The 21,502-nt window shown below is 41.9% G+C and carries 24 protein-coding genes and 2 pseudogenes; 10 read left to right on the forward strand and 16 right to left on the reverse strand.

Translation table 11 applies throughout. From position 1 onward, the window contains the following. Nucleotides 1-448 precede the first annotated feature (448 nt). Nucleotides 449-1,654, forward strand: a complete 1,206-nt coding sequence (locus V7K36_RS26665; RefSeq protein WP_335120687.1) for a histidine kinase — start codon at nt 449-451, stop codon at nt 1,652-1,654. A gap of 31 nt (nt 1,655-1,685) precedes the next feature. Here V7K36_RS26665 and V7K36_RS26670 read toward each other — a convergent pair whose 3' ends face one another. Next, complete coding sequence (locus V7K36_RS26670) at nt 1,686-2,708, reverse strand: PleD family two-component system response regulator (RefSeq protein ID WP_335120688.1); 1,023 nt, start codon at nt 2,706-2,708, stop codon at nt 1,686-1,688. Then, nucleotides 2,696-2,896 (reverse strand): hypothetical protein, encoded by a 201-nt coding sequence (locus V7K36_RS26675; protein WP_335120689.1) that lies wholly within the window; start codon nt 2,894-2,896, stop codon nt 2,696-2,698. Before V7K36_RS26675 ends, V7K36_RS26670 begins: the two co-directional genes overlap by 13 nt. Before the next feature lie 378 nt (nt 2,897-3,274). On the opposite strand from V7K36_RS26675, the gene V7K36_RS26680 reads away from it, so the two are divergent. After that, nucleotides 3,275-3,535: a chlororespiratory reduction protein 7 gene (locus tag V7K36_RS26680; RefSeq protein WP_335120690.1), complete on the forward strand. Its 261-nt coding sequence runs from the start codon at nt 3,275-3,277 to the stop codon at nt 3,533-3,535. Between the two features lie 138 nt (nt 3,536-3,673). Here V7K36_RS26680 and V7K36_RS26685 read toward each other — a convergent pair whose 3' ends face one another. The 3 genes from V7K36_RS26685 to V7K36_RS26695 form a co-directional block, all read right to left on the reverse strand. Next, entirely contained in the window at nt 3,674-3,937 is a 264-nt protein-coding gene (locus tag V7K36_RS26685; protein WP_335120691.1) for a hypothetical protein, read from the reverse strand. Between the two features lie 183 nt (nt 3,938-4,120). Beyond that, entirely contained in the window at nt 4,121-4,303 is a 183-nt protein-coding gene (locus V7K36_RS26690) for a hypothetical protein (protein ID WP_335120692.1), read from the reverse strand. Between the two features lie 183 nt (nt 4,304-4,486). Beyond that, the gene (locus tag V7K36_RS26695; protein WP_335120693.1) at nt 4,487-5,044 is read right to left on the reverse strand and encodes a DUF2854 domain-containing protein; all 558 of its coding nucleotides are present in this window, start codon (nt 5,042-5,044) and stop codon (nt 4,487-4,489) included. A 261-nt stretch (nt 5,045-5,305) separates the two neighbouring features. Here V7K36_RS26695 and V7K36_RS26700 point away from each other — a divergent pair, with 261 nt between their 5' ends. After that, a complete protein-coding gene (locus V7K36_RS26700) occupies nt 5,306-5,479 on the forward strand; it encodes a hypothetical protein (RefSeq protein ID WP_334828314.1) in 174 nt (57 codons plus the stop codon). A 129-nt stretch (nt 5,480-5,608) separates the two neighbouring features. Here V7K36_RS26700 and V7K36_RS26705 read toward each other — a convergent pair whose 3' ends face one another. From V7K36_RS26705 to V7K36_RS26715, 3 genes and pseudogenes are all read right to left on the reverse strand, one after another. Further along, nucleotides 5,609-6,025 carry a response regulator transcription factor gene (locus V7K36_RS26705; protein ID WP_335120694.1) on the reverse strand — a complete coding sequence of 139 codons (417 nt, stop codon included), beginning with the start codon at nt 6,023-6,025 and terminating at the stop codon, nt 5,609-5,611. A gap of 342 nt (nt 6,026-6,367) precedes the next feature. After that, nucleotides 6,368-8,548: a polyphosphate kinase 1 gene (gene ppk1 / locus V7K36_RS26710; RefSeq protein ID WP_335120695.1), complete on the reverse strand. Its 2,181-nt coding sequence runs from the start codon at nt 8,546-8,548 to the stop codon at nt 6,368-6,370. 135 nt (nt 8,549-8,683) lie between these two features. Then, a pseudogene (locus tag V7K36_RS26715) lies at nt 8,684-8,803 on the reverse strand (IS200/IS605 family transposase); the annotation flags it as partial. 53 nt (nt 8,804-8,856) lie between these two features. Here V7K36_RS26715 and V7K36_RS26720 point away from each other — a divergent pair. From V7K36_RS26720 to V7K36_RS26730, 3 genes and pseudogenes are all read left to right on the forward strand, one after another. Next, complete coding sequence (locus tag V7K36_RS26720; protein WP_335120696.1) at nt 8,857-9,153, forward strand: transposase; 297 nt, start codon at nt 8,857-8,859, stop codon at nt 9,151-9,153. Then, nucleotides 9,134-9,319, forward strand: coding sequence for a zinc ribbon domain-containing protein (locus V7K36_RS26725; protein ID WP_335120697.1), 186 nt, complete (start codon nt 9,134-9,136; stop codon nt 9,317-9,319). The genes V7K36_RS26720 and V7K36_RS26725 overlap by 20 nt, the downstream gene beginning before the upstream one ends. Nucleotides 9,320-9,935: 616 nt before the next feature. Then, nucleotides 9,936-10,412, forward strand: a pseudogene (locus V7K36_RS26730) (reverse transcriptase N-terminal domain-containing protein). 31 nt (nt 10,413-10,443) lie between these two features. On the opposite strand, the gene V7K36_RS26735 reads toward V7K36_RS26730, so the two are convergent. Further along, nucleotides 10,444-11,267 (reverse strand): IS5 family transposase gene (locus V7K36_RS26735; protein WP_335120699.1). Its coding sequence is split into 2 segments (ribosomal slippage): nt 10,444-10,985 and nt 10,985-11,267, totalling 825 coding nucleotides; the frame shifts between segments, so codons are not numbered across the junction. A gap of 65 nt (nt 11,268-11,332) precedes the next feature. Here V7K36_RS26735 and V7K36_RS26740 point away from each other — a divergent pair. Further along, entirely contained in the window at nt 11,333-11,857 is a 525-nt protein-coding gene (locus V7K36_RS26740) for an HNH endonuclease (protein WP_335120700.1), read from the forward strand. Nucleotides 11,858-12,063: 206 nt separating this feature from the next. Here the strand turns inward: V7K36_RS26740 and V7K36_RS26745 are convergent, their stop codons facing one another. Continuing rightward, complete coding sequence (locus V7K36_RS26745; RefSeq protein WP_335120701.1) at nt 12,064-12,861, reverse strand: HAD family hydrolase; 798 nt, start codon at nt 12,859-12,861, stop codon at nt 12,064-12,066. 109 nt (nt 12,862-12,970) lie between these two features. Here V7K36_RS26745 and V7K36_RS26750 point away from each other — a divergent pair, with 109 nt between their 5' ends. Next, entirely contained in the window at nt 12,971-13,789 is an 819-nt protein-coding gene (locus V7K36_RS26750; RefSeq protein ID WP_335120702.1) for a hypothetical protein, read from the forward strand. 54 nt (nt 13,790-13,843) lie between these two features. On the opposite strand, the gene V7K36_RS26755 is transcribed toward V7K36_RS26750, so the two are convergent. From V7K36_RS26755 to V7K36_RS26765, 3 genes are all read right to left on the reverse strand, one after another. Beyond that, entirely contained in the window at nt 13,844-14,554 is a 711-nt protein-coding gene (locus V7K36_RS26755) for a DevA family ABC transporter ATP-binding protein (protein ID WP_335120703.1), read from the reverse strand. Between the two features lie 129 nt (nt 14,555-14,683). Beyond that, the gene (gene devC / locus V7K36_RS26760) at nt 14,684-15,838 is read right to left on the reverse strand and encodes an ABC transporter permease DevC (RefSeq protein WP_335120704.1); all 1,155 of its coding nucleotides are present in this window, start codon (nt 15,836-15,838) and stop codon (nt 14,684-14,686) included. Between the two features lie 87 nt (nt 15,839-15,925). Further along, entirely contained in the window at nt 15,926-17,350 is a 1,425-nt protein-coding gene (locus V7K36_RS26765; protein ID WP_335120705.1) for an HlyD family efflux transporter periplasmic adaptor subunit, read from the reverse strand. Between the two features lie 1,098 nt (nt 17,351-18,448). Here V7K36_RS26765 and V7K36_RS26770 point away from each other — a divergent pair. Together V7K36_RS26770 and V7K36_RS26775 are read left to right on the forward strand one after the other, a co-directional pair. Then, nucleotides 18,449-18,604, forward strand: a complete 156-nt coding sequence (locus V7K36_RS26770; protein WP_335120706.1) for a hypothetical protein — start codon at nt 18,449-18,451, stop codon at nt 18,602-18,604. Nucleotides 18,605-18,633: 29 nt separating this feature from the next. Next, nucleotides 18,634-18,849, forward strand: a complete 216-nt coding sequence (locus V7K36_RS26775; protein WP_335120707.1) for an antitoxin family protein — start codon at nt 18,634-18,636, stop codon at nt 18,847-18,849. Between the two features lie 141 nt (nt 18,850-18,990). On the opposite strand, the gene V7K36_RS26780 is transcribed toward V7K36_RS26775, so the two are convergent. The 3 genes from V7K36_RS26780 to psbP form a co-directional block, all read right to left on the reverse strand. After that, entirely contained in the window at nt 18,991-19,728 is a 738-nt protein-coding gene (locus V7K36_RS26780; protein ID WP_335120708.1) for a phycocyanobilin:ferredoxin oxidoreductase, read from the reverse strand. 119 nt (nt 19,729-19,847) lie between these two features. Continuing rightward, entirely contained in the window at nt 19,848-20,441 is a 594-nt protein-coding gene (locus tag V7K36_RS26785) for a Maf family protein (protein WP_335120716.1), read from the reverse strand. Nucleotides 20,442-20,561: 120 nt separating this feature from the next. Beyond that, a complete protein-coding gene (gene psbP / locus V7K36_RS26790; protein WP_334828293.1) occupies nt 20,562-21,107 on the reverse strand; it encodes a photosystem II reaction center PsbP in 546 nt (181 codons plus the stop codon). Nucleotides 21,108-21,502: the final 395 nt, after the last annotated feature.

Genomic DNA, 21,502 nt, shown 5'->3' on the forward strand with positions numbered 1-21,502 from the left:
TGGGTAGAGACAAAAAAGACACTTCATCGGATGCACTGGCGGTTGAGAAACCCTCTACAAACTTGGTCTGAACAGTTAACAGCTTCCTGATAGATTAGATACAATTAGGGTTTGCGTTTGATTGGGCGATCGCTTGTTCAAAGCGATCACTCGGATTGACATGGTGCTGCACTAGCCGATTTGACATAGTATTAAACCTTTCATCTGCTGGCTCTGACGAAAATTTTGATTCAGGGCAATTAAGACTTATATTCAAGGGCAAGGGTGTTTCTTGGAGATGAAGTTAGCCAAAAGGGGCAAAAGGCAGCAAAAAGATATGTCTGATGTCAAAAACGCCGATCTGATAGAAGTATGAAAATCTAAAATAGATATTAAGAAGAAAAAACAACGACCATCGATAACCGCCAGTCCATTTTACTTTCTGTAAAGCGTCACCGGGTTGTTACGAGTGCTGAAACACGATTACATGCAAGTTTCCCAGGATCAGCCTATTTATTCTGAGGCTCCACTCCAGCTGTTACTGTTTGTCGATGGACGCCCCAAGTCCCGACAACAGGTGCAGCGAATACGTGCTTATTTAAAAGAATTGCAGACTGAGTATAGTTTTGAACTTCAAATTATCGATATTGGACAACAACCTTACTTAGCAGAACACTTTAAATTGATCGCAACGCCAGCTTTAATCAAAATCCATCCTGAACCACGACAGATTTTAGCTGGGAGTAATATCATAACGCAATTGAAAAACTGGTGGCCTCGCTGGCAAGCTGCTGTGGAAACCTACTTAAAATTACAGTCAGACTTACAAGAACGTATAGACGACAATGCTAGAGTGACATCACCCAAATCCACTATCCGTTCAGTTGCTGTTTCTGCTGAACTAATCCGACTCTCAGACGAAATTTTTCAGTTGAAGCAGGAAAAAGATCATCTCCAAGAGCAGCTACATTTTAAAGACCGGGTGATTGCGATGCTGGCACACGATCTCCGTAATCCGCTAACTGCTGCCGCGATCGCCATAGAGACTCTCCAATCTAACTACAATTTAGAGACAGGGAAATTCCAGCGCCTCAAACCACCCTTGACGGCACATTTATTAAAACAAGCCCGTAATCAAACTAAGATCATTGATCGGATGATTGCCGACCTTTTAGAGGTAGGTCGTGGCAAAGATACAGAATTCCCGATTGTACCACAAAAAGTACAGCTAGGTAAACTGTGCTTAGATGTACTAGAAGAATTGGGCGATCGCTACACCGCCAAAGCCCAAGAGATAGAAACGGATATTCCCAATGACTTACCTGATGTATATGCTGACCCAGAACGCATCCGCCAAGTGCTAATGAATCTGTTGGATAATGCCATAAAATACACCCCAAAAGGTGGTAAGATTAGCATTGGTGGATTGCACCGCACTACCCAAAAAGTTCAGTTTAGTATTGGTGATACTGGGCCTGGTATTCCTGTAGAGAATCGCGATCGCATCTTTGAAAATCACTTCCGCCTACAACGGGATGAAGGTACAGAAGGTTACGGCATTGGTCTTTGTTTATGTCGATCCATCATCCTGGCACATTATGGCCAAATTTGGGTAGACTCTGCGCCCAATAACGGAGCATGGTTTCACTTCACATTGCCAGTTTATCCTTCTTAGGGATTGGTCATTCACAAATGACAAATGACAATTAAGAACTTGAGACAAAGCGATCGCGCCCCCCGTCCTTTGCTTGGTAGAGTGCTTTATCTGCCAGCACAATCAAATCTGAAGGTGAGGATTCCCAAGTGGGGACAACAGTTGCAATGCCCATACTGAGGGTGAGATACTGACTCACCGCAGAACCTTCATGAGCAATTTGCAAATCTTTGATTCCCGCTTGTATCGCTGCGGCAACGTGAAGTGCGCCAGATGCAGGGGTGTCTGGCATAATTACAGCAAATTCTTCGCCACCATAACGCGCTACTAAATCATGATGTTTTTGTGCCTTAAGTCCTAAGAGAGCACCCACCTTTTGTAAACAAATATCCCCAGCTGGGTGGCCATATTTATCGTTATAAAATTTAAAAAAGTCGATATCACACAAAATCATTGACAAGGGAGATTCGTCTTGTATGAGATTAATCCACTGAGTATGCAGATAATCGTCAAAGCGGCGACGATTTGCCAAATCAGTTAAGCCATCTACATTGGCAAGGTGATGCAAAGCTTGGTTTGTTGCCTCTAATTGTTTGTAAAGTTGTGCTTCCTTTAGCAGTCCGCGTAACCGATGGCGCAATACAGCGAAGTTAATTGGCTTAGTGACGTAATCAGTCGCCCCTACTGCAAAAGCAAGGTTTACGGATTCTTCGTCGTCCAAGCATGTGATTATCAATATGGGAGTGCGATCCCACATGGGGATGATAGTATTGTTAAGGATCGAGTCAGTATCAAAGGTTGCAACGGCTGATATTCTATTATTCCTGGCAATCTGGAGCAAGTGCTTACAGCAGGTAAAGCCATCCATCACAGGCATTACAGCATCTAGTAAAACTATATCAGGTTTGATAGTCTCGTAAGCATCTAAACATTGTTTACCATCATTAACCTCGACCACTCGATAACCTTCTTGTTCCATAGCTTTACGCAACAAGACTCGGGTGCTTTTCTCGTCATCAACCACTAAAATCAGTGGTGGTTGCTTAGAATCAGTAAATTGGCTTATGCCTGACATGAGTTGCCTTCTACTTGCGGGACTATCTTGAAAAAGGCTGTGCAACTCAATCGCATGGGGGCGATCGCTCTTTTCATCAATGCCAGAATTTGCGGCAATGGTGGAGCTGGCTTCACAATCAACTGTTTTTTGACAATAGACTGCTGAATGTTAGTGAGCCAAGCAAGCGGTAGATAACTAAGTTGCATAGACAATCTATAATTGGAACACGAACGCAATTGTTACCTTTTTGTTCAACTATGGTTATGAGAGGAAGCATTGCTTTTATATTTCCCCATTGTTCAAGTTAAATTGCAATTTTCAAAAAAATTGCAAATGCACACCTTAATTATTTAGTTTTGGAGTTAGTTTATAAACCTATTGAGACAGGGCAAAGCAATTGCCAAAGTGCGCTCATAAGATAGCTAATACTAATGTCATTTGACTTAAATTTATTATTTTGAACAACTAAATCCTATAATTACTTCACAGACAGCACATAAAACCATCACCTTTTTGGCTATGCAAACAATCAGAAGTTCTTACAAAAAAAATCAAACCCTATTTAGATTCACTAAAACTTTAAAATGCCAGACCCCTTAATGTACCAGCAAGATCACTTTGTTGTTCTAGAAACAAATCAACCAGAACAATTTCTGACACCATCAGAGTTATTAGAAAAGCTCAAAACAACTCTCCAACAACTCCCAATTCAAGATTTATCACCTGACTTGCAAAAATTTGATGCTGTGGAAGCTCAAGCACAATATTTACTCGACACTAGCTGCGAATTAGATATTGCTCCTGGGCAATATTTACAGTGGTATGCAGTTCGTTTAGAAAAGTAACTTTTTAGTCAGTGGTTAAGAGGAAATGTGTTAATTCGGCGATTAGTTAAAAGTCTGTCACACAACTCAAAGCAATGGGTAGTTTACCATACTCAGGGCTGTTAGCGAATAGCTAAGGTTTAGCCCGTGCTGAGTGAATTAAGAAGTACTCAGTTCAGATAAAAGGATGCCTACAAGCACTCGTACCAAATCTTCTAAACCTTCAGGAACACGGTAAAGTTTAATATCTTCTGCAACCCGCTTATCTTCTCTATGAAGAGTACCAAATTTCCAGTCATCTCCATTGGTAACTGCTCCATATAAAATAGCTTTCTCATGATCTAGGAATTGATCAAGAGCGATTAATTCTACTGCTAGCTGTGTAAACCCTCTTCTGATATCTGATTGTTTTGCTTCAACCACCAATAGGGAGTTAGATTTATGTAAGTAATAATCAAAAGTACCTTTGAGTTGTTCATTAACATTAATCGGATACTCACTATATAGTTGAGCTTTTGTATGAGCGCATATTTCAGCAAGGATAGGTGCAATTAAAAATTCCCGTATTGATATCTCAGCGATTGGGTTAAAAAGCTTGATATTGCGCTACAAATAATTTTGTAAAAATTCTAAATAGCTCAGTTCAGGCAAATATCTTGGTAATTCTAGCTCTGTGCGATCGTAGCTATACTCAAACTCAGCCAGTATGTCTATTGTTGGGTTGGGCAACAAAAAGTATTGACTAAAAGTGTAACTTTGCTCCGGTTTTAAAATTCTATATTTGCTCATGATTTTTACTGTCTATGAACCACACCGGAGATATTATGGCCGAATAATTATTAATTCATAATTAAAGAATGGGTACAGAGCCAATACTGAATTAAAGCCGAGCTGAGTCGAGGCTTTAATTCAGTGGTCTTAAATCAGTGGAGAGTTCAGGAGCTAACACTGATTTAAATTATGAATTATCAATTATATTGACTCTTTTTGAGTATTAATCAGTGCTAGCTCAACTGTATTTTCAGATGGCTGCGTTATTTGAACTTTCAATCCAGGTCCAAAATAGTTGGTCATTTTTTCCTGCTTTTTTTGCCACACATCAAATGGTATTAGCGGCGAATCAAATTCTAAAATTAGGGCATAGCTGCCATTAATTTCTGTTTCTCGCAATCCTGTGACTGTTGGCCGTTCCTGGTCTGTGGGACTCAAACCTAGAAAAGAAAGTGTTGTATCTAGATGAGCATCTTGACCGTAGCAATATCGGGTGATGTCTTTGCGAATTTTATTTTGAGTATCAGTTGCTTGCTGTTCCCGCAATATCAATGCTGACGGTGACGTAGTTTCGCTAAATGGTACTGGCTTAAGTTCATTAGCTTTCAGCGCCAGCCCTCCCAACAATAGAGGAATCCCGTAAAAAAATCCGACAAGATTGAGTGTGGGATTATTAGCAGCATAGGCGACAAAGCCAATGATGGTTAAGATGCCGCCGATAGTTAAACCGAGTGTTCCCAAAGAGATTTGGCGTAGCATGAGCTTAAATTAGTATAAATTATTAATACCTCAGTTTTATTATCATCGGCTATGACTAACAAATTAGGGAAGATTATTAACTTAAGTCAGTAATTAGGTGGTATAAATAAAGGAAGTACTTGGATACCCAATTTCTCTAAGAAGTCGCGGATCTATCTCCTGAGCGTTTGATATTTAATTAGGTTGACCTACTTAGTGCCCCAGAATGTTGGATTTTGAGTTAACTTTAAACTTAAAGGTAGTTAAAGATCGGAAAAAATAATGGATATACAGACTATAAAAGAACGAATTGTCGCAGTTCAAATTAAACGCGATTACCTGTTAAGTCTACTGGAACAACCAAACCTGGGAACTTTGAGAGTTGACGTAAATCAGGCTTTGGAAGAACTGGATGAATTAATTGATGAATTTAGACGCACCATTCCGGTAGAGTAGAAATTATCAAAAATTGCGTCGGTTTAACCGTCAACTTCAGGGTATACCGACGCTCCTCAGTACTATCATGTCCTCAAATCCCCAGAATTGAACTAAGGCTGAGTTGGCGAAACTACATACCTGGATCATTTATCCTGCAACTGGAGCATTTCCTGTACGCTGACCTAACTGCCTAACTAAGGCAATAAGTTCGGTTGTAGGTATATCTTTCTTGCAAACGTCATCAAAGCTAGACATTGCCTTTGTCCCCTGAAAATTTACGTCTTCCACTGAGGAGTAAGCAAGAATCTGGGTGTTCGGAGATATAGCTTTAATGTGATTAGACGCACTCCAACCATCCATGACTGGCATTTGTAAATCTAGAACAATTACGTCAGGATGGCAACGTTTAACCATTTCTATAGCTTCTTCACCATTACTGGCTAAACCTACTACATGAATATTTTTCTGGGAAGAAAAAACCAATTGTAAGGTTAAACGAGTCAGTTCGTGGTCATCAACTACTAGAACACGCAAGGTAGAAAGCTCACAGGATAACATTAACATTTAGGGGAAAGAGGAAATTATTCAAAATAACCTCTCTAGTTTATGAGAACAAGTGCCAGCACTGACATCTATCCTATGGTTGAATAAGTTGTCTGAACTCATGACAAACAACTTATATCAGGTTTGGTTAAACACTTATAATATCTGCTTTGTTGGGTTGAGGAACCAAACCCAACATTTGATCCTTGTTCATGTTGGGTTTCACTGCCGTTCAACCCAACCTACATTGACAGATTTTATTATAAGTAATCACCCGAACTTGATATTAGATAACTTCTCAAAAATTCAAGTTTTCTAATAAACTAAGTTGAGCTAGTTGTCAAGGTAGAAATAACTTATTTTTTAATCAATCAGGTTTGAGGCTACACCAGTTGAGCGTAATGCCATATTCATGAGAATTTTTTGTGAATTAGCTTCTGGAGAATCATCATAGGGACGGCGTTGAATGTAAGTGCCATCAGCTTGTAATTCCCAAGCTTGGCGATTATCTGCGAGCATAATTCCCATGATTTCTTGCAAATCTTTAGCAATATCCGGGTCTTTAACTGGAGTAATTACTTCGACTCGGCGATCTAGGTTGCGGCGCATCCAGTCGGCACTGCCGATATAGATTTCCTCCTGTGTGTTGTTATGAAAATAAAAAATGCGAGAGTGTTCTAAAAAGCGACCGATAATGCTGATTATGCGAATGTTTTCACTAATGTCTTTGAGTCCTGGACGCAAACAGCAAACGCCCCTGATAATTAAGTCGATTTGCACTCCGGCGCGGGAAGCTTCATATAAAGTGGCGATAATTTCCGGATCGACTAGGGCATTCATTTTGGCAACAATGCGTCCAGAAAATTCATTTTTAACATTTTCGATTTCGCGGTGAATTAGTGCCAAAAAGCGATCGCGCATATTCACAGGTGCAACCAGCAACTCTCGATAAGACTTTTGCAGGGAGTATCCTGTTAAGAAATTAAATAAATCTGTGACATCAGCACCCAATTCTTCACGGCAACTGAACAATCCTAAATCTGTATACAGCCGTGCCGTTTTGGGGTTATAGTTACCAGTACCAATATGCACGTAGCGACGTATCCGGTCTTTTTCGCGCCGGACCACCATCAGGGTTTTACTATGGGTTTTCAGCCCTACTAGACCATAGACAACATGAACTCCAACTCTTTCTAGTCGTTTTGCCCAGTAAATATTATTCTCTTCATCAAATCGCGCCTTTAATTCCACCAGTACAGATACCTGCTTACCATTTTCGGCGGCGGCAATTAAGGCGTTAACGATGGGCGAGTCACCAGAAGTCCGGTAAAGGGTCATCTTGATGGCTAACACATTCGAGTCATAGGCAGCATGGGTAATAAAGCGCACCACTGTAGCCGAAAAGGATTGATAGGGATGGTGTACTAGCAAATCCTTTTCCCGAATCACAGCAAAAAAGTCTTTTCCTTCGTCCGTCTCCACGACATCTGGATTTAAACTCGCTTCCTTGAGTCGTTGCAGGCGTAATGGTACAACAGATTGGCGTGGTGGATCTTTGAGTTCCGGCAGTGGCAAGGACATAAAGTACATTAAATCCCGCAGTCCTAAAAGACCGTCTACTTCGTAAAGATCACTTTCTGTTAATTCCAAATCATGCAATAAGCGCGATCGCACTATTTCAGGAGTTTGGGACTGAATTTCTAGCCGGACTGGACTCCCACCCAGGCGCTGTTTTCGCAGTTCCTGTTCGATCGCTAATAACAAATCATCTGCGTCATCTTCTTCTAATATTAAATCGGCATCACGGGTAATGCGGAAGGGATGATATTCTTGAATGTTCATCCCTGGAAATAGAGATTCCAAGTTATGAGCGATCGCTTGTTCTAAAGGTACTCCAGTCCAATGGGCAGGTTTTCCCTCGTCCACTGTTCCCAACTCAGGCGGTATCGGCAAAAATCGTGGTAGAACACTGGGGACTTTAACTCTGGCAAAGAATTCTTCTTCGGTGTCTGGGTTCTTGACGACAACAGCCAGATTCAGACTGAGATTAGAAATAAAAGGAAAGGGATGACTGGGATCAACAGCCAGGGGGGTCAAAACTGGAAAGACTTGTTCTTCAAAATAACTGTTGAGATGAGTCCGTTGTTTTTGATTTAAATCTATGTAATCCAGGATATGGATGCCATGATTTGCTAATAAGGGTCGAAGTACTTGCTCAAAATGTTGGTGCTGTTTCTTTACATGAGGAGTCAGAGTAGATCTAATATCATCTAGCTGTTGTTGTGGTGTTCGACCATCGGGAGTTAACAGGCTGACTTTCGCCTCTACTTGTTGCTTTAAACCAGCAACGCGCACCATGAAAAACTCATCCAAATTAGAGTTGAAGATTGCTAAAAACTTGAGGCGTTCCAGAAGGGGCGTGCGATCGTCACAGGCTTCATGTAACACCCTGCTATTAAATTCTAACCAGCTTAACTCTCGGTTAAGATAATATTGTGGATCGCTGAGATTGATGGGAGTAGCGCTTTTCTTAGATTTTGCCATAATGACCTAAGGGCAGGCAGATGTAGCCCATTGAGCTGGGGGACAATAAACATATTAAGTTAAATGGTGCTTGAGCATAACGCTGAGGCGATCGTTAGCCAAACAAAAACCTTACCCAATCCTGATGGACATCCCTCTCCTTACCAAAGCAAGACTCTCGGCGGTAAGAATAGTCTTGCGGTATTTAGTCACGCAGACCAAGTGAATCTTTAAGTGTGTAACACTGTGTCTTTGCCGACGGAGACTGGCTGACATTCTGTGCAGTCCAAGCTATATTTTCTGTACAGACCAACCTTTTGCACAAAGGGGTGAAAGCTAGATATCAATACCGATTCTACCCAACCGACCAACAACGAACGAGCCTTGCTCAGTTGTTCGCCTGCGTGCGTGTAGTTTGGAATGATGCGCTGGCTTTGTGTAAACAATGTGAAAAGCTGCCCAGGAATGGGGACTTGCAGAAGCTTGTACTAACCCAAGCCAAAAAGTCTGAGGCGCGAGAATGGTTGTCTAATGTTTCCTCGATACCATTGCAGCAATCGGTAGCGGATTTAGGAATTGCCTACAAGAACTATTTTGATTCCTTGAATGGTAAAAGAAAAATTTAGGACACTTTGCGAGGCTAAATCTGAAAAATACAGCAGAACTTTCCATGTCATTAGTCGCTGGGAACCTACTAGCCAAGTCTGCAATGCCTGCGGGTTTAAATGGGGAAAGCTTGATTTAAAAGTGCACGAGATTAAATGCCTGAATTGCGGAACTGAAGACGACTGAGAGTGCGATTCGTTTAATCGAAACCGAGTAATCGGGGGATGATTAGCTTCTACAGGGTAATCCATGAGGATTGAGTTCGCACTTTAATCCCCGGTAGATGACAACTGAATGACCATGAGGGTGACTCTAAACAGAGAAGTCCCTCCCCACAGGTGCAGTGGTGACAGCATCACCCCCAGGTTCGAGACTAGCCATCAAAGCCTGAAGCGGGGTGAAAAGGAGGTAAAGCTGACAGCCTAAGTCGGTTTCCTTCAAGCATGAACTCATGGGTAGCGTAAGCAAAGATGCATTTGAACCATCGATACGTGTTAACCAGCGAAATAAGGTTTTTTGCGCTGGGAGTCCCAAAAGGGCAAGGATAAGGAGTTAGCAAACTTCTCGATTGACTAACAAGCACCTCCTATAAACCCGGTGGAGAGCATCACCCTAAAAGTTCAACCAATGGTCACTCGGAACGAAGTAACCTATCGTCTTTCTCTCAGGGGGTCGATACCTGAGTAGGTGCTAACCGCATGAAACGATAGGCAGGATTGAGTCAGAAGCTAATGCTTTGTTGTAATGACAAAGATATGCTGACGGATTCACGATGAATTGGAATGTAAAGTCACAACTAGTAATGAATAAGTCTAAAACGCGAGAAATCAATCCCGAACCAATAAAACTGGTCATCCCCCCGGATAAACCAAGTTTAACGGCAAAGAAAGACGAATCGACGGTGGAATGGAAACACATTAACTGGCGAAAGCTGGAAAAACGTGTTTACAAGTTGCAAAAGAGAATTTACAAAGCCTCTATTCGTGGAGATGTTAAAGCAATACGCAGACTGCAAAAGACGCTGATGAGGTGATGGTCAGCAAAGGTTTTATCGGTTAGAAGGGTTTCACAAGACAATCAGGGCAAGAAAACGGCGGGGGTTGACGGTATAAAGTCGCTGACTCCAAAGCAGCGTTTCGCTCTAGTTGCCAAATTAAAATTAGGCTCAAAAGGTCGCCCAACTAGAAGGGTATGGATACCCAAACCTGGAAAGGATGAGAAACGACCATTGGGCATCCCTACAATAGAACTCTTGCATAAATATTTTGTGATAAAGTAGGGGGTTTACTAATACCAGAATTGGTGAAAACTCATCCGGTAAGCTGAAGTTCGTAGTTGTAGAGTGCAGCAATCAGATTACAACGTAGCCCAAATCGCCGACGACGGTTACGATAACGTTCACGAAGAATCTTAAAAATCTTTAAGGAACGATTGACATGCTCACTGATAACTCGTTGTTGAGCTAACTGACGATTGAAACCCTTGTCTGACAAGCTTAACTGTCCACCTTTAGGTTTCTTTTTCGGGGTTTTGCTTTTGGGATGAAGTTTGGTAATCCCTTGATAACCAAGGTCAGCCAATCCTAAAGTTTGAGGATGAAAGCGCACTCGACTGTGTTTGAATAAACGAAAATCATGGTGTTTACCCTGACCATGCGCGGTGCAAATAATTGCACCTGTATTCAAATCAACGATAATTTGTGATTTCAAAGTGTGGTGTTTCTTTTTCCCACTGTAAAATCGCTTCTGGCCATGTTTGGGGCGTTCTATTGGCGATTCAGTCACATCAAAGGCTACAGTTTCTGGATTCTGCTCTTGTAGAAGAGACTTTTTTCCTGGGAGACTGAACCTTCCTGAACAATTTTGGTGTTTTCTACTTTATGAACAGTTCGGCAGACCGTTGATTCCGACACGCCCCAATCACTAGCAATATGAAAGTAAGTGCGATATTCTCGCCAATACTGTAAAGCCACCAGTACTTGATCTTCTCTACTCAGTTTTGGGCTATCGGAAGTTTTCTTGAGTTTGATGTACTGACGCATCACGCCTACCATTTCTTCAATTGTCTGTCTCTTTACCCCAAACAAGCGTTTAAATTCCCCCTCCGTTAAGCTTTTGGTTTGTTCGTATTGCATATTCTCTCAAAATAGGTACTGGCAAACCCCTTAACATACCATAAAATATTTCTGCAAGAGGTCTAATGTACAAGAAACTGAGAGTATGGGCAAAACAGCGCCACCGTAACAAAACGGTAAAATGGATAGCAAAAAAATATTGGCAAGCTATCAGTGGTGATAATTCGGTATTCGCAACCAGACAAGAAGGTAAAAACCCAATGCAGTTACTTAAACATAGCAGAACACCTATAGTACGCCATGTAAAAGTCAGAGGCGGAGCCAGTCCATTCGATGGCAACCTAATTTATTGGAGTTCAAGAATGGGAACACACCCCGAAGCAACAATAAGGATGTCCACACTCCTTAAAAAGCAAAAAGGGAAATGTAACCACTGCGGATTGTACTTCCGAGAGGAGGATGTACTGGAGATTGACCACGTTATCCCCAAAATTCTGGGAGGCAAAGACGATTACAAAAATCTCCAGATTTTACATAGACACTGCCACGACACGAAAACAATCGATGATGGTTCGGTTGCAGGTACGCATGACAAGCGCCAAATCATTGAGGAGCCGGATGAGGTGAAAGTCTCATGTCCGGTTTTGTAGACGAGCGGTTCTCGTGAGGGAATCGCTTAGTTTAACTGGGAACGCCGCCAAAAATATAAACAAAGTCGGGATAGGGCATTGCCACGACTCTAAATGCACGTCGAGACGGAGTAAAACCATTCCGGTGGTATCTGTCAATGAAGCGTGAAGAATCACCGTCTCTTTAGAGCCGTGAGTATGTCAACGTAGAACAACTCTACTTCTCTCTAAGTTGAGATGTGCAAGCTTTTCAAAATATAACTAGATAACTCACAAAATCCTTCCCCTTCGGCAGCAATGGTAATATAAGCAGGGTGATATTTCAATTGATTCGCATATTCCAGCACGTTTGCCACACCTACAGAAACAGGAAAATAACGCCGATTAAATAAACTTTCATCATTAGGACTATCGCCAACAGTGACAATTTGTTCTGGTGAATACTGAGGCAAATATTCGCGCAATACCTGCAACAATCCCACAGCTTTATCTTGGCCTTGGGGTTTAATGTGGCACTGCACATTGCTATAGGTAAATCCCCAACCCATTTGTTGACAGAGATTGTCTAAGGTTTGTAGTTCGTCTTGACTCAAACCAGCTACATCAAAAGTCCAGTCGGTGATGCGAAAACGATTATCAGCAGATTCTTGGATTTGGGGAAATTTAGTTTGTAAATTCTCAAAAGTCGTAGCCAAGTGCTGGCGATGTTGAGCTAAATCGGGAATGGGTGTTAAGACTACTGGTTTGTGGTTCCCAGGTGGAAAGTACAAACCGCCATTTTCTGCGATCGCGCCGGCTACTGGCATAATCGCACTCAATCCACTCACCCACCCAGCAGAACGTCCGGTGACAATCAGCACCTTAATGTCAGCTGCCGCTAAATCCTCTAAAGCTTGCAGCAGTGCGGGAGTAAATTTTCCTCGTCTAGTCAGAGTCCCATCCATATCTGTGGCTATCAGGCGAATATTGCTCAGGCTAGTAGATGAAATCTCAGACAGGGCAGGGAGGCTCTGGTGTCTGGACATACGCGGTTTGTAAAAGGCTGTAAAGAAAGAATATTAATCATACAGCAAGATGGCATTGAAGATTTGGGCATCCTAAACATCAGGAGTCAAGTTTTTCAGTTTCTCAACCATGCCCACTTCGATCTTTCTTGCCCTACCCTCCGGGACAAAGACTAAAAAGCCATCCCAGGAAGTGCCAGCGAGTAATCCTCAAATAGTACCATTATTGGTAGTAAGCTCTGGAGGACTGGCTTTAGCCGTCATTGCTTTGATTGTGTATAGTAAGCTCCAGATGAATAAGCTGGAGAAAAAACTTAAGTTTGAACAATTCCGTGCGCGAGAACTAGAGAAAAAATTTAAGCTGGCGCTGGAAACAATTCGCAAAATGGAAACTAATCCCGATTTGGTTAACTCACGGGACTTTAACCTAGATTATCTGCGAATGCGGATGGCAGAAGAGGTGTTTCATTTTGCAATCCTTAATCAAGTGAAGATTCAGATCAAAGATAAAATTACTCAAGCCCTGCGTCCAAATCAAGCCCAACAAGGAGCAATCGGAATTGCTAATAGCGCTGGACGGCAAGTAGATGAAATTTTTGATGTAGAGTATGAAACTGGTAGTCCAGGGAATTCTGCCAAGCGAGTGCTATTTCGCATTCAAATCCGGTTAACGAAGTTACCGACGCAAGCAACTTCTGCGACTATTAGTCAAATTATTGACTGTATAGAAACTTACCTAAGCCCGATAGAAGGCGAAGATAGTTGGCAACCAATAATTCAAGGTCGGATTGCTACCATGCATTGGGATCAAAAGGCTAAACCTACGCCTCTACTGGTGCTGGAGCAATCAAATGAAGGGGTAAATGTGACTTTTCGTACTAGTCGCCAACCAAATACCCCAACTCCGCCAAATCCACCTGGAATGAAAAAATCAGGCTCGACTAGATAATAAATTATGGCTGTCATTAGTCATTGGTCATTCACAAAGGACAAATGACTAACATCATGACTGAATAGCTGTATTAGGGGAATTACGGGTTAAAAGACCATCTTCCATTTCAACGATGCGATCGGCTATGTCTAAAATGCGGTTGTCGTGTGTCACTAATAAGATAGTAGTTCCCTGATTTTTGGCTAGACTCTGCATTATTTCCACAACATCGCGTCCTGATTGTTTGTCTAATGCTGCTGTTGGTTCGTCTGCTAGCACTAGTGGGGGATGATTCACTAGGGCGCGAGCGATCGCAATTCTTTGTTTTTGTCCACCAGAAAGATTGTCTGGGTAGTAATCCACTCGTTCTTCTAGACCAACTGACCCTAGCATGGCTTTTGATTTAGCCACTGCTTCTGTTTGAGAAATATTATTATTCAATTCTACCGCCATTTGCACATTTTGCTTCGCTGTCAAGAACCCTAGCAAATTGTGAGCTTGGAAAATATAACCAATGTTGCGTCGCATCTGCACCAGTTTATTTTGATTGACGCCAACGAGTTCTTCACCTAAAAATTTTAAACTTCCTTCTTGTACAGACCGCAAACCACCAATTAAGCTCAGTAATGTTGTTTTACCTGAACCTGATGGCCCCGTCATAATTACAATCTCACCAGAATAAATGTTTAGGTTGATATCAAATAATATCTGTTTTCTCAATGCGCCTTTACCATAGTAGTGATTGAGATTTTTAATGGCAATTACAGGTTCTTGTTTCATCATAAACTTGTTAGTTATAATTTAGTAGTTTCGAGACGGAACTGTAGGAACTGTCAGAAAAAATTAAGGCTTCTTAATTATTAACTTTAAACTAGGATGAACAACAATATCTTTTAATTAATATTGAATTAACTAAAAGATATCTGCTGGATCGGCAGAACGTAATTTTCGGACTGCGATCGCACCAGAAATAATGCACATCATCATAGTCAAAAACAACACCATTACGGCGCGATCAAAACTCATGAAAACTGGTAAAAGTGTTGCTTTTCTGGCACTATCATACATAAAAAAAGCAAATGTAATTCCAGGAAAATAGCCTAAAACTGCTAATAGTAAAGCCTCTTGAAGGATGACTGTCAATAAATAGTTTTGTGTATAGCCTATTGCCTTGAGAGTAGCGTATTCAGCTAAGTGATCTGCAACTTCTGTATAAAGGATTTGATAAACAATCACAGTTCCCACAATGAAACCCATGACAGTCCCTAATGTGAAAATAAACCCAATAGCTGTACTATTTGCCCAATAATTCCGCTCAAAATCAATAAATTCTTGCTTAGTTAAAACATTTACCTCATTAGGTAAATACTTTCGTAATTCTTGGGCGACAACGTTAGCATCGGCTCCCGGTTTTAATCTAATCAACCCAATATCAATTAATCCTGGTTGACGATTGTTGAATATCCGTAAAAAATTAATATCACTCGTAATTAAATTACCATCTGCGCCGAATGATGCCCCCAATGTAAATAGCCCTTCTACTTTAATTCGCCGCCTTCGCACTTCTGCGGTTACAGTCTTTCCTTGCTCATAGTTAGCAGTAATTGGCCCATACTCTACCCTAGAAGAACGGTCAAATAAAACTACATCAGGTAGTTTAAGTTTATTTAAATTCTCCTGAACTCCAGGTAAGTTAACTAGGTTAGTTTCTGGGTTAAATCCAAATATTAGGATACTACGAGGACGACCTGTTACAGGATTTTTCCAGATTGTAAAGTCCAAATATATCGGATGTACTGATTGGACTGCGGGTAAATCTAAAGCTTTATATAATCGCCGTTGAGAAAAGCTTCTCATCGCCAATACAGCGCTAGATTGACTGTTAATTAAAACAATATCGCCTTGCAAGCTGTTATGGAATCGAACGTTACTATAATACAGAGCATCCCGGAAACCGAGTTGCATAAACATTAAAATATCAGCAAAAGCAATTCCTGCTAAAGCTACAGCTAGGCGAGTTTTTTCTCTTGTCAGTTGTAGCCAAGACAGAGGTATTTTTTGATTCATTTTCTAGGCATCCAAGCACAGTTAGTGATTTGAGATTTGAGATTTTTCCTTGAATCCATGCGGGTGACACTCATACCTATAACTTGATTAGTTATTAATTTCGACAATAACTTTAGCGTAAGTTAAACCAGAAACTTTCTGGCTATCTGCTGGAGGTAGAGCAATTTTTACTTCTACGACTCTGGCATCCACATCTGCTGCTGGATCTGTATTCAGCACATCTTTTTTACCAATTTTTCTGCCGATTTCAGTGACAGTTCCCTTTAATTCGCCGCTAAATGCTCCATTGTCGCTGGTGATAGTAGCATTTTGACCAATACGCACTTTAGCAATGCTGTCTTCGGCGATTTCAGCAATCGCAAACATTTGCTTGGTTTGGCCAATTTCAGCAATGCCATTTGCACCGATCGCTTCGCCTGATTTGGTGTAAACTTTTAAAATCTCTCCAGCGATTGGTGCTTGAACGTAGCTTAATCTCAGTTCTGCTTCGGCTTTTCTGACATTTGCGATCGCATTACTAACTTGGGCTTGCGCTACTTGCACATCGGTAGGACTAACATCTAAAATTTTGCTCAGTTTGGCTTTTTCTTCATCGATTTGTCTTTGCAAAGTTGCTAAAGTTTTCTCGCGGTTAACTTTGGCTTCGATTAACTGCTGTTGCAAAGTTGCTAAATTTAGTATTTGGTTAGCTCTAGCCTCAGCAAGTTGCTGTCGTAGAGTTGCCAATGTCTGCTTCAGCGTAGCTTGACTTTCAGCAACCTGCTGATTAGAAGTTACTGCACTCAAGCGTCTTCTGTCCCGCTCTTGCTGAGAAATCGCACCTTCTCGGTATAAATAATCATAGCGTCCGGCATCGACTTGGGCATTGCGCTGTTCGGCTTGGACACGTCCGATTGTCGCTCTTAAGACATCTCTTTGCCCACTAAGTTCAGCTTCTAGGCGATTCACGGTTGCTTGTTGGACGAGTTTACCACCACTTAACTGAGCTGCAATCCGCGCGATCGTTGCTTGTTGAGCATCCCTTTCCCCAAGTAACTGCGCTTGTAGGCGAGCAATAACTGCTCTTTGGGCTTGAATATCTCTTGGAGATCCGGCTCTAACTTGCGCTAAATTCGCACGGGATTCTTGCATTTTGGCTTTTGCCTCTTCTAGTCCGGCTATTTGGGTATCGCGGTTGTCCAAAATTGCGACAATTTGACCTTGCTTTACCTGTTCACCTTCTCTCACCAAAAGTTGCTGAATTCGTGACGATGGTGCTAATCCTGATGATGGGGCGGACAATTTAACAACTTCGCCTCGCGGTTCCAAACGCCCTACAGCACTAATGCTATTGGTAGATGGCATTATGGGTGCGGATGTAGTTAGTTTTCTCAACTGCTCGATTTTGGCTGTACCTAGTATCCCAGCAGCGATTACTACTGGCACAGCGACAGCGATACCCCACCAAATCTTAGGTTGTTCACGATTAAGTGTCTGCTCACTTGGGTTTGGCTTTTCAGTCACCCTTGACATAGTATGTTGCCCGTTTACCTGAATTGTGCTGATGGAAGTAAAAATAAAAGGGTTTTTAATCAACAGCCAGCCGCTTAGGACAAACAACAGTGGTTTAAAGCTGGGTATGGCTTAAAATCCATTGTGTGATGAACGCTCAACACTATGGCTTTGTAAAATGGTGTTTTCTATAGCGCTCGCTCGTTTGTATGCAATACAATGACCTCACTTCCCTTGCTCTTAAGGGGCTGTTCTTATTAGGTCTGTATTGAAACTAAAAAACGCTATAGTAGCTGGCTATTCAATAACTCTGAGTATTATTGAGACATGAGTGCAATGGAAGTTAGCAGAATTCACAAGCAGTATGAATCTAGATGTAGAGATGCGATATATAACAATCCTAAATCATTCGTGAGAGAGATAATCGCTGAAAGGCTTTAAAATACGTACTTTTAATCTCAGTATTTTCTCACATTTCAATTCTGATTGCTATATCACGTCTCTACACAAAATCCTAAATTGGTATGATGCGGTACTCTACTGCTACATTCACTACGGCTACAGTTAGTCACAAAATTGAAAAGAAACATCAAAAATAGACTGTTGCCAATGCTTGATACAATGTTGCTACAAAAGTGAGTCTTCCTTAAGTCAATCAACAATTAACTAACTAAAAAATATCTGTCAACTTGAGCATTTCTAACATTAGAGTTTCCTTAACTTTCTAATCAATGAGTTAGCTGTCCTAGTTGCTTATAGCGTTTCCTAAGCAACTGAGGTACACCCAAATCTTTGTTACCAAGGTTAGTAGCTTTGAAAACGTACCTCACCAGATCGGGAACTGCTATACACCTACCAAGACAACAAACCATTTTGTGATATTAGCTTCAAAGACCTTACTATTCTCCCTGCTGCTGTTTTGGGACTCCATTAAACTCTCGTTGAATGAATTCTACATTTATCCGTTATAGGAAAACGTAACAGAGCCTACAGATGGGGAACTGTGAGTCTCGCAAACCAAGCAAAGTTAAAAATGATTTCAAAATTGCGGTTGCTACTTACGGTTGTATCCAAGTCGAGCGATCGCATTTATGATGGGCTTGCAAATCTGCGGGGTTCTTGTGTAAGAGTTACGACTATTTACGTCGGGGTAATCTGACGACTAAGCAACTTGAGCAACTTCAGACTGATACCTTTACGGGTAAGAAGAAGAAGAGTCTAGCTTATGTGATTGCGATCATGAATATGAATAATGAAGCGATCAGCTATGCTTGAGTGTATGTTAACCTGCATGGAGTTTCACGATGCCCCAAGCTCTGAAAGCAATTTATCATAACGGTGCATTCGTCCTGCAAACAGCGTTTGAGTTGCCCGAAGGAACTGAGGTTGAATTGTTGATTCAGCCCCTTCAAGTTATCTCGCCACCCATTTCTAGTACAGAGACTAAGCGAGAGTTTCTCAAATCGCTAGTTGAGCGAATGCAACACAATCCGATTCCACTCAATATTAAAAGTAATTAAAGCGCTTGAGGGTTTTGGATTTTCAATAGTCAGAGAATTAGAGTTAAAATATCATGCTGTTGAAGAACTAGGGAGCGTTGCGAATATCAGTGAAGTGTTTATCCGGTTTCAGCAGTATTTGTATTCACAGGACATGGCAGCTTAATTTGGCAGATCGAATAGAACTGTGGTCATGTAATGTTCTGCCCAAGCTGGGCCAAAGGCTTTTTCTAGTACGCGGCGGGTTTTATCATTTTGCTGCTGTTTGGTGCAGTAGTTGTGTTGTCCGGCGAGATTTTGTGTGACTTGTTCAACTGAAACAGGATGTGAGGCGATCGCTTGGGTGCAATGAATGTCTAAAAATTCTCGCACCCGCGAGAGAAACATTGTTTCTTCTTCTGGGGAACTGGGGCGGACAAAGATGCAAAAATCCGAAAAAATATTTCCCCATTCAGGTAATTCACGGGGTTGGGAAAAGTTAAGCACTGTTAGCTGTGTTAGTGCAGAAGTATACGATTCTGGTAAGGTGCGCTCTACGTGAATCGGTGAAAGGTCGGCGATCGCAGCACTAATTTGACCTCTACCCCCAACTAAATCGCAACCAAACATCGGCAGGTTGTATTCTGGACGGGGAAACATGACGCAGTGCAAAATATCCAGCATATTTCCGATTTTTGCCAGTTCCAAGTGCATTTTCCGAAACTGGGGCGTTTGATAGCAGCGATTTTCAATCGTCAGTTTTTCGCCTTCTAGTCTACCTTCCACATATCCCAACTCATCAGGCAAATGGTAGGGCGATAGATCCAGGTGTTGATGCCAAGCTGCCTCAATACAATCAGCTAGCTGACGAATTAGGGGATGTTGTTGTTGACGCAGCGAGGGCATAGAAGTAAATGACATATTCTAGTTGGGAATGCGATCTAGTAGCCAGTCTACAACCTGTCGTGCCATACCTGTTGTGGTCTGCAATATTAAGCAAACACTTGATGGGCATTGGGCATTGGGCATTGGGTATTGGGCTATTGCCAGAAATCAGTGACATCGTATCCTAATTCCCCTAGCATCTGCCGTAACAGGGGTAAACTGAGTCCAATTACATTGCTGTGACAGCCTTCGATTTTTTCCACGAAGAAACTACCAAAACCCTCAATGGCAAAGGCACCAGCACACTTGAGGGGTTCACCTGTGGCAACATAGGCTTGGATGGTGCGATCGCTCATTTGAGCAAAGTAAACTCTTGTGACTTGAGACTTGACTAAAGTGCGGTTTTGGTGTATATCAATTAAGGAATGACCTGTGTATAAGTCACCAAAGTTACCTCGCATTATCTGCCAACGTGCGATCGCTTCCGAGATGTCTGGTGGTTTACCGTAAGTTTCACCATTGATTGACAAAACTGAATCACAACCCATAATCAAAGCCGATTCAAACTGCGGGGCTACAGTTTCCGCCTTGTATTGGGCAAGAGCTTTGACTAATTCTGCTGGTTCACTTAGTTCAATTTGCGACTCATCAAAGTCACTGGGTCGAACTATCGGTTCAATACCAACAGTTTGCAGCAAGCGGCGACGGGCTGGGGAAGCTGAAGCAAGTACAAAAGATGGAATTTTCATGATATTTCTGACAAACTTGGTAATTGGGTATTGGGCATGGGGCATTGGGCATTGCTTATTCACTTTGTCCCCTTGTCCCCTCATCCCCCCACTCCCCACTCCTTATTCCCCACTCCCCAATTAATAAACAGAAAAAGAATTGACAACCTCATCAATCATTCGTTTAACTCTCTGCCAGCGTTTTTCAGGAATTGAGGCGTTGAGGGTAAAAAGTTTACCACGGCTAACAGCGACGCTGGCGATATTATGTCGTTGCTGTTGATTGGGGAGTTTAACCTCATACTCTAAAAGGTAGTATATTTTACCGTCTACTTCTCGCTCTGCGGCATTGACTAATTCAGCCGAACGACCAGAGTCAGGAGGTGCCAGAGCTGCTTTTCCTAATTTATATCCTACTTCTGTTGGGGTTCCCAATTCTGACAAAGTTTTGCCTTCTGGAACTGGACTAATCACAACCGAAACATTTTCCGACACCTCAATCAAATCGTGGAAAACCACATCTGGCCCGTTGGCAACTTTAACTTGCAGCCAGCCGTTAGGATATAAAAACTGATAGCCATCACTACTGTCTACAAAGCTTTTAAGTCCAGCCGCAGTCGCTACACCAGAATTACTCAGGCTGAAGCTCAACACCAATAGTAAAATTAATACAATTCTTTTCCACATTTCTACAGATTCCTTTGGGCTGGAGACAACACCAGGCTTGCATGATTTCTCGTTATTATTCTCCCACCAACCGGGACACTTCGGATGACGCATTAGATGATGATCAAATGCCGGCAAATACTCCCTGGTGTATCGCCTTACTGATGAAGCGGTGTGAAATGCGTAAGCATAGCTCGTCGTAGACATCGCTTACCCGCCTCGGAATTCCAAGGCTAATAGCTTAAGTCAGCTCAAGCTGACTGAAAGATTTTTAAGCATTCCGGGAATACTAGAGGTAGTAAATTGCATCAAAAACAGCACGTATAGCAACCGCCAAGGTGGTTTGGGCATAAACTAGAAGTAGTCCCTTTCGTTATCCTGCAAAACGCGATCGCTGTAAATATGCCCAAACCCTA

The organism is Nostoc sp. (genome assembly GCF_036919555.1).
Classification (GTDB): Bacteria; Cyanobacteriota; Cyanobacteriia; order Cyanobacteriales; family Nostocaceae; genus Nostoc.

What these genes read in the sequence shown, in the direction of transcription:
- V7K36_RS26680 (WP_335120690.1), top strand. Translation starts at nt 3,275, where the DNA reads ATGCCAGACCCCTTAATGTACCAGCAAGATCACTTTGTTGTTCTAGAA.
- V7K36_RS26690 (WP_335120692.1), bottom strand. Translation starts at nt 4,303, where the DNA reads ATGAGCAAATATAGAATTTTAAAACCGGAGCAAAGTTACACTTTTAGT.
- V7K36_RS26765 (WP_335120705.1), bottom strand. Translation starts at nt 17,350, where the DNA reads ATGTCAAGGGTGACTGAAAAGCCAAACCCAAGTGAGCAGACACTTAAT.
- V7K36_RS26740 (WP_335120700.1), top strand. Translation starts at nt 11,333, where the DNA reads ATGTACAAGAAACTGAGAGTATGGGCAAAACAGCGCCACCGTAACAAA.
- psbP (WP_334828293.1), bottom strand. Translation starts at nt 21,107, where the DNA reads ATGTGGAAAAGAATTGTATTAATTTTACTATTGGTGTTGAGCTTCAGC.
- devC (WP_335120704.1), bottom strand. Translation starts at nt 15,838, where the DNA reads ATGAATCAAAAAATACCTCTGTCTTGGCTACAACTGACAAGAGAAAAA.
- V7K36_RS26700 (WP_334828314.1), top strand. Translation starts at nt 5,306, where the DNA reads ATGGATATACAGACTATAAAAGAACGAATTGTCGCAGTTCAAATTAAA.
- V7K36_RS26775 (WP_335120707.1), top strand. Translation starts at nt 18,634, where the DNA reads ATGCCCCAAGCTCTGAAAGCAATTTATCATAACGGTGCATTCGTCCTG.
- V7K36_RS26705 (WP_335120694.1), bottom strand. Translation starts at nt 6,025, where the DNA reads ATGTTAATGTTATCCTGTGAGCTTTCTACCTTGCGTGTTCTAGTAGTT.
- V7K36_RS26785 (WP_335120716.1), bottom strand. Translation starts at nt 20,441, where the DNA reads ATGAAAATTCCATCTTTTGTACTTGCTTCAGCTTCCCCAGCCCGTCGC.
- V7K36_RS26675 (WP_335120689.1), bottom strand. Translation starts at nt 2,896, where the DNA reads ATGCAACTTAGTTATCTACCGCTTGCTTGGCTCACTAACATTCAGCAG.
- V7K36_RS26745 (WP_335120701.1), bottom strand. Translation starts at nt 12,861, where the DNA reads ATGTCCAGACACCAGAGCCTCCCTGCCCTGTCTGAGATTTCATCTACT.
- V7K36_RS26780 (WP_335120708.1), bottom strand. Translation starts at nt 19,728, where the DNA reads ATGTCATTTACTTCTATGCCCTCGCTGCGTCAACAACAACATCCCCTA.
- V7K36_RS26725 (WP_335120697.1), top strand. Translation starts at nt 9,134, where the DNA reads ATGGTAAAAGAAAAATTTAGGACACTTTGCGAGGCTAAATCTGAAAAA.
- V7K36_RS26750 (WP_335120702.1), top strand. Translation starts at nt 12,971, where the DNA reads ATGCCCACTTCGATCTTTCTTGCCCTACCCTCCGGGACAAAGACTAAA.
- ppk1 (WP_335120695.1), bottom strand. Translation starts at nt 8,548, where the DNA reads ATGGCAAAATCTAAGAAAAGCGCTACTCCCATCAATCTCAGCGATCCA.
- V7K36_RS26695 (WP_335120693.1), bottom strand. Translation starts at nt 5,044, where the DNA reads ATGCTACGCCAAATCTCTTTGGGAACACTCGGTTTAACTATCGGCGGC.
- V7K36_RS26755 (WP_335120703.1), bottom strand. Translation starts at nt 14,554, where the DNA reads ATGATGAAACAAGAACCTGTAATTGCCATTAAAAATCTCAATCACTAC.
- V7K36_RS26670 (WP_335120688.1), bottom strand. Translation starts at nt 2,708, where the DNA reads ATGTCAGGCATAAGCCAATTTACTGATTCTAAGCAACCACCACTGATT.